The sequence below is a fragment of the Sphingobacteriales bacterium genome (assembly GCA_016711285.1).
Lineage (GTDB): Bacteria > Bacteroidota > Bacteroidia > Chitinophagales > UBA2359 > JADJTG01.
The window spans coordinates 126,114-139,179 of the sequence record JADJTG010000017.1; the positions used below are offsets into that span (position 1 = coordinate 126,114).

General features: G+C 42.2%; 11 protein-coding genes. All 11 read right to left on the reverse strand.

Annotation, left to right across the window (positions count from 1 at the left end; all coding sequences use genetic code 11):
• Nucleotides 1-24: 24 nt before the first annotated feature.
• Entirely contained in the window at nt 25-354 is a 330-nt protein-coding gene (locus IPL35_16540; GenBank protein MBK8444910.1) for a hypothetical protein, read from the reverse strand.
• Nucleotides 296-1,948, reverse strand: coding sequence for a hypothetical protein (locus IPL35_16545; GenBank protein MBK8444911.1), 1,653 nt, complete (start codon nt 1,946-1,948; stop codon nt 296-298). Before IPL35_16545 ends, IPL35_16540 begins: the two co-directional genes overlap by 59 nt.
• 52 nt (nt 1,949-2,000) lie before the next feature.
• Nucleotides 2,001-3,758, reverse strand: a complete 1,758-nt coding sequence (locus IPL35_16550) for a hypothetical protein (GenBank protein ID MBK8444912.1) — start codon at nt 3,756-3,758, stop codon at nt 2,001-2,003.
• Between the two features lie 100 nt (nt 3,759-3,858).
• Nucleotides 3,859-5,349: a hypothetical protein gene (locus tag IPL35_16555; protein MBK8444913.1), complete on the reverse strand. Its 1,491-nt coding sequence runs from the start codon at nt 5,347-5,349 to the stop codon at nt 3,859-3,861.
• A gap of 496 nt (nt 5,350-5,845) precedes the next feature.
• A complete protein-coding gene (locus tag IPL35_16560) occupies nt 5,846-6,301 on the reverse strand; it encodes a hypothetical protein (GenBank protein MBK8444914.1) in 456 nt (151 codons plus the stop codon).
• A 415-nt stretch (nt 6,302-6,716) separates the two neighbouring features.
• Nucleotides 6,717-7,736 carry an FAD-binding oxidoreductase gene (locus IPL35_16565; GenBank protein MBK8444915.1) on the reverse strand — a complete coding sequence of 340 codons (1,020 nt, stop codon included), beginning with the start codon at nt 7,734-7,736 and terminating at the stop codon, nt 6,717-6,719.
• Between the two features lie 127 nt (nt 7,737-7,863).
• On the reverse strand, nt 7,864-8,127 hold the full coding sequence (locus IPL35_16570; GenBank protein ID MBK8444916.1) for a NifU family protein: 264 nt from the start codon (nt 8,125-8,127) through the stop codon (nt 7,864-7,866).
• Nucleotides 8,128-8,298: 171 nt separating this feature from the next.
• A complete protein-coding gene (locus IPL35_16575; protein MBK8444917.1) occupies nt 8,299-9,396 on the reverse strand; it encodes an Mrp/NBP35 family ATP-binding protein in 1,098 nt (365 codons plus the stop codon).
• Between the two features lie 137 nt (nt 9,397-9,533).
• Complete coding sequence (locus tag IPL35_16580; protein ID MBK8444918.1) at nt 9,534-10,253, reverse strand: MotA/TolQ/ExbB proton channel family protein; 720 nt, start codon at nt 10,251-10,253, stop codon at nt 9,534-9,536.
• Nucleotides 10,254-10,421: 168 nt separating this feature from the next.
• Nucleotides 10,422-11,381 (reverse strand): FHA domain-containing protein, encoded by a 960-nt coding sequence (locus IPL35_16585; protein ID MBK8444919.1) that lies wholly within the window; start codon nt 11,379-11,381, stop codon nt 10,422-10,424.
• Nucleotides 11,382-11,519: 138 nt separating this feature from the next.
• Nucleotides 11,520-12,959, reverse strand: coding sequence for a serine/threonine-protein kinase (locus tag IPL35_16590; GenBank protein MBK8444920.1), 1,440 nt, complete (start codon nt 12,957-12,959; stop codon nt 11,520-11,522).
• Nucleotides 12,960-13,066 lie beyond the last annotated feature (107 nt).

A 13,066-nucleotide genomic window follows, 5' to 3' on the forward strand; every position in this document is an offset into this window, starting at 1 on the left:
CGTCTGTGTCAGGAGTTGTTTCATCTACTGCACTGCTTGTGTACCTGTAGGTATTTCAACCGATACGATATAGTCGCCCGCAGCTAAACCATCAAACAAATACAGACCGCCGCCGGAGGTTACTGTCGTGTCTATCGGAGTACCCGTTGCATCCAACAAGTAAACCGTTACGCCGTCTATACCTGCTTCGCCTGAATCTATCAAACCGTTGTTGTTCGTGTCGCTCCATACTTGGTTACCCACTGAATAAGTATCCGCAGGTATTGGATAAAATCCGAAATCAACTGTCAAGTTTTCATTCGTATCTGTTGTGGCAGGGGTCGTTATCAGGGCTTTCTCCTGTAGGCTCGCCATCACCCAAAGTGATTAGACCGCTTTGAATGGTAGTTCCTACTACTGCGATGCCGTTGTCGTTGCCGTCTGTGTCAGGAGTTGTTTCATCTACTGCACTGCTCTGTGTACCTGTGGGTATTTCAACCGATACGATATAGTCGCCCGCAGCCAAACCATCAAACAAATACAGACCGCCGCCGGAGGTTACTGTCGTGTCTATCGGAGTTCCCGTTGCATCCAACAAGTAAACCGTTACTCCGTCTATACCTGCTTCGCCTGAATCTATCAAACCGTTGTTGTTGGTGTCGCTCCATACTTGGTTACCTACTGAATAAATACAAATAGGGGTGTGTACACATTGACAAGCGGCTGCGTCATAACTATCAGCCGTACAAGCGTCCATATCATCGCAAGCTCCGGGAGTTATTGCATTGTTTTCGCATTGGCAAGTAGCTGTGTTATAAACATCTGCTGTATTACAGTCGTTATCATCGCAACTTGGTGGGGTGATAGGTGTGTTCACGCAAACACAAGTAGCTGTGTCGTAGCTGTCTGTTGTTGTACAGTCGCTGTCATCGCAACTTGGTGGGGTGATGGGTGTATTCACGCAAACACAAGTAGCTGTGTCGTAGCTGTCTGTTGTTGTACAGTCGCTATCATCACAACTTGGTGGGGGAATGGGTGTATTCACACAAGTACAAGTAGCTGTATCGTAGCTGTCGTCTGTCGTGCAGTCGCTATCATCGCAAGCTCCGGGAGTTATTGCATTGTTTTCGCATTGGCAAGTAGCTGTATTATAAACATCTGCTGTATTACAGTCGTTATCATCGCAACTTGGTGGGGTGATGGGTGTATGTACGCAAGCACAAGTAGCTGTATCGTAGCTGTCTGTTGTTGTACAGTCGCTGTCATCGCAACTTGGTGGGGTGATAGGTGTATGCACACAAGCACAAGTAGCTGTATCGTAGCTGTCATCTGTCGTGCAGTCGCTATCATCGCAAGCTCCGGGAGTTATCGCATTGTGTTCACATTGGCAAGTAGCTGTGTTGTAAACATCTGCTGTATTACAGTCGTTATCATCGCAACTTGGAGGTGGTATTGGTGTGTTCACGCAAGTACAAGTAGCTGTATCGTAGCTGTCTGTTGTCGTACAGTTGCTATCATCGCAACTTGGAGGAGGTGTTGGTGTGTTCACGCAAGTACAAGTAGCTGTATCGTAGCTGTCTGTTGTCGTACAGTTGCTATCATCGCAACTTGGAGGAGGTGTTGGTGTGTTCACGCAAGTACAAGTAGCTGTATCGTAGCTGTCTGTTGTCATACAGTCGCTGTCATCGCAACTTGGAGGAGGTATCGGTGTATTCACACAAGTACAAGTAGCTGTATCGTAGCTGTCTGTTGTCGTACAGTTGCTATCATCGCAACTTGGAGGTGGTATCGGTGTATTCACACAAGTACAAGTAGCTGTATCGTAGCTGTCTGTTGTCGTACAGTTGCTATCATCGCAACTTGGTGGTGGTATTGGTGTGTTCACGCAAGTACAAGTAGCTGTATCGTAGCTGTCTGTTGTCGTACAGTTGCTATCATCGCAACTTGGAGGTGGTATCGGTGTATTCACACAAGTACAAGTAGCTGTATCGTAGCTGTCTGTTGTCGTACAGTTGCTATCATCACCAACTTGGTGGAGGTATTGGTGTGTTCACACAAGTACAAGTAGCTGTATCGTAGCTGTCTGTTGTCGTACAGTTGCTATCATCGCAACTTGGAGGAGGTGTTGGTGTGTTCACGCAAGTACAAGTAGCTGTATCGTAGCTGTCTGTTGTCGTACAGTTGCTGTCATCGCAACTTGGAGGTGGTATTGGTGTGTTCACGCAAGTACAAGTAGCTGTATCGTAGCTGTCTGTTGTCGTACAGTTGCTGTCATCGCAACTTGGAGGTGGTATTGGTGTGTTCACGCAAGTACAAGTAGCTGTATCGTAGCTGTCTGTTGTCGTACAGTTGCTGTCATCGCAACTTGGAGGTGGTATCGGTGTATTCACACAAGTACAAGTAGCTGTATCGTAGCTGTCTGTTGTCGTACAGTTGCTATCATCGCAACTTGGTGGTGGTATTGGTGTGTTCACGCAAGTACAAGTAGCTGTATCGTAGCTGTCTGTTGTCGTACAGTTGCTATCATCGCAACTTGGTGGTGGTATTGGTGTGTTCACACAAGTACAAGTAGCTGTATCGTAGCTGTCTGTTGTCGTACAGTTGCTATCATCGCAACTTGGTGGAGGTATTGGTGTGTTCACACAAGTACAAGTAGCTGTATCGTAGCTGTCTGTTGTCGTACAGTTGCTATCATCGCAACTTGGAGGAGGTGTTGGTGTGTTCACGCAAGTACAAGTAGCTGTATCGTAGCTGTCTATTGTCGTACAGTTGCTATCATCGCAACTTGGAGGAGGTGTTGGTGTGTTCACGCAAGTACAAGTAGCTGTATCGTAGCTGTCTATTGTCGTACAGTTGCTATCATCGCAATTTACTACGCAAGCACAAGGCGCATCATAAGCATCTACCAACACATCGGTACAATTTTCATCGCCTACAAACGTAGCTGATACATCTATATCCTGTGTGCCGTTGCTGGTCAAACCCATCACAGTATAGGTATCGGGGCTGGTGCCGTCGGGCGTGAAGGTATAATCGATGCCGCCTACATTGATGGTAATGTCGCCGCTTGGTGGGTTGGTATATGATACAGTAACATCTACATTATACAAATTATTGCTGCAAGCAGTCGGTAGAGCACTGTCTACAGACACAGTGCAAGGAGCATTTCTAAAACCGAAATCGAAAACGTGTGAGTTTTTACCAAAAGCACCAGTAGTAAAAGATACTTCTGCATGATTGCCACTTAAAATTCCATCAGAATCTATTCTGTCTGTTTCATCATTCGTCGTACCACTCTGGTTGCTTAAAGTTATTTCATTAATTCCTAATGCAGATTGCTTACTTCCACCTATTACATCTGGTACTCTAATCGTATAATTAGAGAGTTGGCTGAGTCCTGCTATACCATAAATGGCACTAATTGTAGAAGTTTTATTTTCACTAGAAAAAATATAATTGCCCTCACTATCTGTTATAGCATAAGCCAAGAATGTACCATCTTCTTGATAGAGTTCTATGCGAACACCAGCAATCCCCAACTCATCTCCATCTTGTATCCCATTACTATTGCTATCTAACCACACACGATTACCAATTTCTATGGGTGCTACATTACATATTGCATCCACATCTCCCATAACAGAAGCCTTCGCGCCTACCATGCTAGTTCCATAAATGGATACACCTGTAGTATAATCCAAGTATCGCCCTCCCGTTTGGGAGGCTGGTTCTCCCGGATCACCAAATCCCCCTAGCACCAATCCAGTACCGGGAACCACCAAAGCACCTCCATTATATAGATAAGGGTGACTTGATGTTCTCCCTACCTCAAAAAACCAATCATCACCAGGTCCTGCGGTAGAAGGGTCATCACTTCCGTCATAGTAGCAGGTAAACCTCCATCATTTGCTGATGAACCCTTAGCCGCCAAGTATAAGGACCTGATACGCCTCCGTTTTCAACCGTAAAAGTACCATTATTCTCACGCCAGGTTCGCAACATATACCCAGTTTCTCTATCGCTTTCTCCATCTACAAAAACTTGCCTGTTCGTTACACCTACTATCATAGCACCATTATCATCAAAAGCAATAGACGGTACTAAGGGCTGTATCACACCAGAACTGCCTTGACTATCTGTACCACTCCAAGTATTACTCCATTTACGCTGTGGCCAGCCGACTGCTCTTAGTCCCCCTCCCGTAAAAGTGGATAGGTCATAATCTAATACTTGAACAAAAGAAATATTGGATAGACTAGTCATTAATGCTCTCAGACGCAAATCTGATAGATTAGAGGAATTAGACGCATCACATACCCCTGCTACAAATAGATTTTCTCCTTCTATTGATAAAGCTGAAGGTCTAAATATACCTCCCGAACAATTAGCTCCAGTTATACTTATTTCACTTACATTAAGGTTCGTGTATCCTCCACTAGGTATTGAACCATAAGTAACACTTGATATGTCTATTTTTACTATGTTGCCTTTACCCATATTTATAACATACAAATACCTTCCATCGCTTGAAATCGCAACTCCACCCAAGCCATATTCCCCCATTTCATTGGCAACAGGGTTTAATGCGGAGGTACTAATTCCGTAATTACTCAAATTTGTCAATAATTTATTTCCCACATAAGTATTATTTGGTCCTGAATAGTCTGCCACATAAATAGCATCAATTCCATCAGGTGCGAGAGGAAATATATCATTTAGCGTAGCAGCTAATGTACTAAAATAAAGCAATTTCGTTGTTTTTTGAACAGCTACTCCGAAAGGAACCCCTACTTCCTGATATGTAATATCCTCGGTGTGAGGTGTAGTATCGCCATCATCACCCATATTGTCAACTGGTCGTCTATCTGTAAAATAATCCCAGGATTTTACAGAATAGTCGCTATCTTCCAAACCCATACCTGTTACCACTCTAATGGATAGATCGGGATCGCATTTATCAGGCAAGTAAATTCCAAAATCCAAATTTGTGGTATTACCCGCAGCAAACTGCACAGATGAACCAGATTGGTTTCCAAAAGATCCATCATTGTACCCAAATGGCAGAGATAATTCTACTCTATACATAGTAGCACTTGATGTACCATTGATGACATAAGCACCTGAGTTATTTGTAACTCCTGAAAAAGTACCACCAAAACTATCGTATGCAGTAACGATTAAGTACTCATAACCAACCTCACTGCTTTGTTTGATGCCATCATTATTTCCATCAAAATAAACAATGCCAGATATTTGAGCATTAAGAATAATCGGCATAAACAACATCCCAAAAAATAATAAATATTTGAGAATAAAAATATTGTATTTCAATATTTTTTGTTTAAGACTTTTTTGTTTAAATTGTTTCATACGTTTAATTATATTATAAATAAATATTTTGTTTTTTAGCAATCACCTTTTTAAATCAAGTTAATTATAAATAACCGATAAACTATATCCGACTTAGTGACTATTAACTATCAAATTATATGCCATAAGCATTTCTATTTTTGTAATTATAGCATTTATGTGTTTTTCTATTGATATATGTTATTTTTTAGAATACATTTTATTTTTTTTACCCTGCAATTCAATAAAAAATAGACATTAGTGTCTAAAAAATATGATTAAATCATAGTCATTCACTACCTATAAAAAAAGAGGCTAACCTAAAAAGGTTAGCCTCCTACTATAACGAATAAATATCTGGATAACACCCTGTATCAAATATTTGGTAGTGATTTAAAATGTATGCTGAATATTAAGAGAGGTACGGAACTTGTTTCTAAGAAAGATATAAGTTTTAATGATACCGTAGTGCATATCATCTTTCTTAGAAAAGCAAACGGTTTGGCGACAGAGCCTTTTAAATGTGTTCTGAAATCTCGGTTTCGCCTTTCAATATGGGTAGTTTTAGCCTTTGCGATAATATGCTTTTGAGGAGCAATGTACTTTTATAAGACTTCCAATCATCGGTTCGGTAGGAATCAATTTGTAAATGAGCGAGTTTTCTCATCAGAGCTTTGCAAGCCGAATTATTGCGTTTTCCGATGTAAAAAGCTAAAATTTGACCAGAATCTGCGTCATAAACATACCAAAGCCAGCGTTTGCCTTGTTTGCGATGTTTGACAAAAGTCCACATTTCATCAATTTGGACTTTCTTAAAATCCTTGAACAATAGGCTCTTGTATTTGTCTGAACCACTTGTATCCTCACAATGAGGTTCAAACCACTTGAACCAGTATTTCAGACATACTAATTTAAGTTGGTTTTGCCCTTTTGGGTTGTCAATATGACAACTTTTTGCAAAAATCACCAGCATACATTCTTAATCAGTACCAAATATTTTATTCTGTAATGATGTGGCTGATATTATTGCTAATATAAAATACTCTGAATGGGAATTGAACCTGTAATAGATATTTTACAATCAACATAAATATGTTGATTGTAATACCAAATAAATATCTAAATGACATAGTGAGTAAAGTCTTCCATTTTGTAATGATATGGCTGATATTAGCAATAATATAAGTCACTTTGAATGGGAATTGAATCTGTAAAACAACTATGACAAATAGATATTTGAATGGTATAAATAGGCGATAATTAAGATTTTTGAAAATATTAGCAAGTTATCATTGCGCTAACCATAGGTTATTTATCTTTTTAAGAACGACTTCAAGTGCCACCTTAGCAATAAAAAAATTGAGCAATAAAAAAGGACTTCTTTTGTTTCAGGGTTTGCCAAAATTCTGCGATATACAAGCAATGTCTATCGCCGCATCAAGTGGGTTTTTGCCTTGCAGATACGCAGTGAAATGTGCCGCAAAATAGGGTGCAAGCATAAAGGCTTTAGTGCCAAAACCATTGAAAATATACACCTTATCGCACCAATCACTGCGCCCGATGAGTGGGCGGCGGTGGCGCACAGTGGGTCGTATGCCGCTCACGGCTTGGTATATTTCAAACGGCGTATCTATCATAGCGGCAGCTTTTGCCAACAACTCGGCGCGTGCTGTTTCGCTGCAAGTGCCGCGCTCCAAATCGTTCCACGAATAAGTAGAGCCTATCCAAAAAGTGTGGCGTTGGGGCTGCGGACAGAGGGTTGCTCCTTTTTTCACAAAACACGCCGCCGAAAAAGCCTCATTGCGCAACAATAATGCCTCTCCTTTGGATAATAAAAAAGGTAAATCGGGGAAAAAAGGGTTTTCTGCCCCCCAATGCCCGTCGCAGAAAATCAGGGCGCGGGCGCGACAGCCTTTCCAGCGAATATCGTTTTTTCCAATTTCAATTTCTTCTTTATTTACAATATCCTCTGTCAAATACCCTTTTTGCTGCAAAAAACGGCGATAAGCGGGCAATAAAATCGAAGGGTGTACACAAGCACTTTGCATTATTTTTCCCGCAAAATTTCCTGCTCGCACACCTACGGGCAAAGGCTCTTTCCATTCCTGCAAATAAGCGCGATAAGCTGCATCGCCGCTTTTTATCAAAAAATCGTTTTTTTCTTCAGTCTTTTCATACAAACACAAAAAGGGCAAAGGCTGAAAAAAGGAGATTTGCAGTTCTTTTTCCAATTGCGTATAAGTGCGGGTGGCAAAGGGCAATACCGTATCCGCGAGCCACGACTTCACAATGCGCCTGCCTGTTACCGGATTGATGATACCGGCGGCGGCTTGCGAGGCAGCTCGGCTTGGGGCATATCTATCACCTGCACCGAAAATCCGGCTTGCAGCAGAGCATACGACAACAATGTTCCGGCGATACCCTGTCCGACAATTAAAAAATCAAGCATGAAAAGAAAAAAATGCCCCGCAAAAGTTAGTATTTCATCAATAAATCAATAAAAAAACGGCGGTAATGAAGAAGAAAATATAGATATTATACTGCTACCGCCTCTACCCTTTTTATTTCAGGTACGGCGGCTCTTATTACCTGCTCCATACCTGCGGTAGTCATCATACTGATACGGCACGACTCGCAATTTCCCAGCAATTTTACCTGCAATACTCCCTCTTCGGTGAGGCGCAATACTTCTACTGCGCCGCCGTCTGCCTCAAAATAGGGCTGCAAAGGCAATAAGGCTTCGCGGGCTTTTTGGAGCAAATCGTCACAATGCTGCTGCTGTATGTCGTCGTTGTTCATTTTTTATCGTTGATGTATTTATCTTTGATAAACGTAAAATTTTAGTTAAAGATAAGCGGTCGGTTTTAGTGATTAATTTTTAGCTATTATAAATAATTAAAAATCAATGATATAAAGCAAAAATACACTTGTAATTTCATTTTAAAAAAGCCCCCTTGTTTCGGGTTATTTTTAATAAAAATTCACCAAACGCGGATTAAACTGCTCATTGCGAACCGCCACCTGCCGCGCTACGCGCCCTGCCAAATCATCGAATAAAGAAACGGTGAGGGCATCGCTGCTCAAAAGCGCGGGATTGCCGATGTCGCCGCCTTCGCGCACACTTTGCACCAAAGGCATCTGACCCAAAAACGGCACTTGAAACTCCTCCGCCAACTGCTCGCCGCCGCCTCTGCCGAAAATATAATATTTGTGGTCGGGCAATTCGGGTGGAGTGAAATATGCCATATTTTCTACAACGCCCAAAATAGGAACGGCTATCTGCGGCAACTGAAACATTGCAATAGACTTGCGCACATCGGCTAAAGCCACTTCTTGTGGGGTGGTAATAATAACAGCTCCGGTGAGCGGCACTTGCTGCACCAATGTCAAATGAATATCGCCGGTGCCGGGGGGCAAATCAAACAACAAATAATCTAATTCGCCCCAAACAGCATCATTGACCAATTGTTTGAGTGCAGAAGATGCCATCGGGCCCCGCCACACTACGGCTTGCTTATCGTCCATCAAAAAACCAATAGAGAGCAATTTTAAGCCATAGCGTTCAATGGGCACCATTTTGTGTTTGCCGTCTTCTTCTATCACTTGCGGGCGAGCCTGCTGCAAACCGAACATCGTAGGCACAGAGGGTCCGTACAAGTCGGCATCTAACAAGCCCACACGCGCTCCTTTTTTTGCCAATGCCAGTGCCAAGTTTGCCGCCAGCGTTGATTTTCCTACGCCACCTTTGCCCGAAGCCACCGCTATCACATTTTTCACATAAGGCAATACGCTCTCCTGCTCCTGACGCAAAGTGCTCACCTGAGCGGTCATTTCTATTTCCACGGTTATATCTTCGCCGAAAGTTTGTTGTAAAGATTCTATACAGCGATTTCGCAAAAAATCTTTCAAGGGGCAGGCGGGCGTGGTGAGTACCAGCGTAAAAGCGATGCGTCTGCTTTCAAATGCTACATCGCGAACCATTCCCAACGACACCAAATCGCGGTGCAAGTCGGGGTCTTCTACTCGGCTGAGTGCTTGGATAATAAGCTCGTAAGTGATACTTTGCATAAGAGATTAAAAATAATAACAGCAAGCGCAGCCTTTGATAGCGAATAGTTTTTTTTATTGTAAAAAAAATCTATCCGGCTTCATTGTGCAACTCGCTAATCATCAATATTTTAATAAAAAATATTTTTCATTACATATTATTCAACGTGAATACGGTTCACAAAGTTCTCCATGATATATTCTTCCATATCATTGTGGAGTTCTTCTTCTTGCTCTTGCAATTGATGAAACCACCACATAATAATCAAACTCAAAATCAAAGCGACCAAAGTAGCATCGTAGGCTACATACATGCTGCTGGTGATTTGTTTCATGATAACGGGGTCGTTGGCGCGGTCGGCTAAACCCAAGGATTGCGCTATCCCCAAAATTGTTCCTATCAAACCGATAGATGGAATTGCCCAGATGATATAGCGGACAATGGCTTGTGCGCTTTCCGATTTTTTGAAGTTGATATTGACTTGGCTGCTCACGATTTGCATTACATCGGATACCGACTTTTCGGTGCGGAATTTGGTAGCGGCTTTGCGCAAAATACCTGTGAGTAGAAATTTATGTTGTTTTTCGTAGTCAATCATTTTGAGTTTGAGGTCGTTCACATCATCGGGCGACAATACCCAGTGTTCTTGTTCGGGTAAAAAATTAAGCCCTAAACTCTGGCGTTCGTAACTGATTTTGCGGAAGCGGTCATATACTTCAAACAATCCCAAAAAGAACAAAAAGAAAATAAAGAGTTGTATCATACCGTGCGGCAATTCGCCACCGCATATTTGACCGATACGACTGCTAAAGCCTCCGTAAGGAAAATAAGAAAATAAGGTGTGTGCAATGATCCCTACGATGATGGTTAGAACCAAGGCAAATGCGACGTTTTTAAATTTTTTTACCATGTGTAATAGCCTAAATAATTGGTGTTGATGAGATATTCAAGAAAAAAAAAGAAGGGTTGTATTGGTTTTATTTTTGGCAAAAGTAAGCGTTTCGTTTTATAAAAAAAAGCCGACTTAAAAACCCGAACAGTTTTATTATTTTACAGGAATAGTTTTGGTATAATTGGTGACGACTACACTTGTGGCGGCATCGGCGAAGTTGTCGGATTGGTAAGTATCTTTGAAAGCGAGTTTGGTTTCGCCTACCTGAATAATATCGCCATCGCGCAAATAAATAACGGTATGGGCGGGCAGTCGCTCACTGAGTCCGTTTACAAAGGTGCCATTGGTGCTGGCTTTGGTGTCGCCACTGTCGTCATCGCTTAAAACATATAAAAAACGGTGTAAAAAATCTTTTTTTACTTCAATACGGCAGTGTGTGCGGCTCACATATTTATCATCTCGCACCGGAATGTCGGTTTTGTGGTTGGTATCGGCGCGACCGATAATGTTGTTCCCTTCATAGAGTTCGTAAGTGATGGGGATTTTGTTTTCGGTATGTACTACGAGCCAACCGGCAATGGGCTTGTCGCTGTTTTCGGGGCGGTGGCTGCTCACCACTTCTATTTTTTCTAATTTTTGCAGGGTTGCCTTTTCTACATCGGGTTTTTTCTGGCTCAAAAGCGTTTCAAGTGTTTTGAGCAATTGTTCACGCGTTTTGGCGGGTGCTGCCACTGCGGGTGGCGGTGGCGGTATTGTTTTGGGCAACTCGTTTTTTTTCTCCTCTATCGGTATTGTTTTGGGCGGTGCCGAAAGCGGCGGCTGTTCTTCTTTTTTGGTTGCAGGCGATGCCTCTTTGGGCGCATTGCCGCCTCCGCTCATATCTTTAATGGTGATAGCTATGTCGGGTGGTGTGGCGGGTTTGAGGTCTTGTTGTATTTTTTGTTTGATTTCTGCTACATTTTGCTGTATCTGACCAATAGTTTTGGCATCGGGCGGTGGCACTTCACCTTCTACAAGGCGTTGGAGCGGATAATTGCAATGCGTACAACGATATTTCGGCGGACTTACTTCGGTGAGCCGCTTGCAGTTATAACATTCTATTTTATGGGTCATGTATTTTTTATTTTGGAATGAGTCGTAAGTAATGATTAATTTTTAATTGCAAACAACAAATGCAATAACTAATTAAAAGTCAATATTTTATAAAAAAATGGTATAAATTAATGCTACTCAGGTACTTATAATTTTTTATCAACGGTAATCGGTCAATACATATTTTACCATCAAATCTACTACTAAGGCGCGGTCTTCGGATTTAGCTTCGTCCATCAAGCGTCTGCCGTGCAGGGGGTCGTGTGCGCCGCCGCATTTGCCGTTGTAGAACATAAAGCCTTTATAAAATTTAGCTTCGGTATCCAACGTATTTTCGGCTACGCTGTTTAGATACTGAAAACTGTGTACATAATCACGTCTTTTAAAATACTCCTTGCCCGATTCCAAAGTCGGGTTATGCCTGCCGTTGTTGGGATTGTACTTCGGTGTAGGCGGAATATAGGTACTTCCGCTGAAAATATCCGAAGGCAAAGCAGGCGATGTAGGCTGCGAATGACCGCTTTTTTGCGAAGGTAAACCGGCATTGACGCGCTCCAAAATGCGTGTGGCTTTGTCGTTGGTGCTTTCGGCGGCAACTTTGGGCACGGTAGCGGCGGGCGGTTCAGAGGGCACTTTGGAAATAACAACCGTTTCTTGTGTGGCAGCGGATTTGCTTACAACGGCGGGAGGCGTTTTTTCGGCAGGTGGTATTGCCACAACAGGCGGCGGGGCAGTTACCGGCGTTTTTTCTTTGAGCAAAGCGATGAGTTCATCGGCGGTTTTTACGCGCTCGGCAGCATTTTTTACCAAACAACGCTGCACTATCGTTCTAAAAGGTTCTTCTAATTTGGAATAATCTATCTTTAAATCGGCAAATACGATATTATTTAAAATATCCTCATTGCTGAAGCCCGTAGAGCGCGTGCCGAAAGGCGTTTGATGCACCAACATTTCATACACAATAACTCCCAAAGCCCACAAATCAACATTGGTGTGCAATTTATTGTCTATTCCAAAACGGCGCGTATTAAATTGTTCGGGAGCCATATATTCAATGCTGCCGAGCAACTGTGTAGAAGCACCCGTTTCCTCAATCCCCACTTTTTTACTGATACCGAAATCCGCTATTTTTGCCACCAATCCAAACTCTTCCAAAGCGTGCGACAGGAGTATGTTTTTCGGTTTCATATCGCGGTGGGCAATGCCTTTTTGGTGCAAGTATTTCAAACCCTCCAAAATATCCAAAATCAATTTTTTAAATAGTATCGGGTCGTTTTTGGAATACACCGAGGTCAAATCTCCCGCATCGGCATACTCCATAATTCCTACCTGAATACGCTCTTGGTCGCCCAAAGCTCCAATGGTTTCAATAATGGTGGCATCGTAGTAGCGTATCAAATTCGGGTGTATGATGTCTTCCATACGGTTGATTTCGCTGATGATGTCGTATTTTTCCGACCATATTCCATAATAAAATTTCAGCGCAACGGGGCGTTTGCGGTAGTTATCCATAGCGCGATATACTTTTGAAAAACCGCCTTTGCCGATGAGGTCTTTATTGACATCAAAAGTATAACGCTTTTTATAATCTTCCATCATACGAGAAAATTATCAAAAAAAAGATTGTCAAGTATTTAATTTAAAACAAAAAAATAACGGATATATCATATCAAAAGTTCTAAAACGATACATCAAGGCGGCATCGT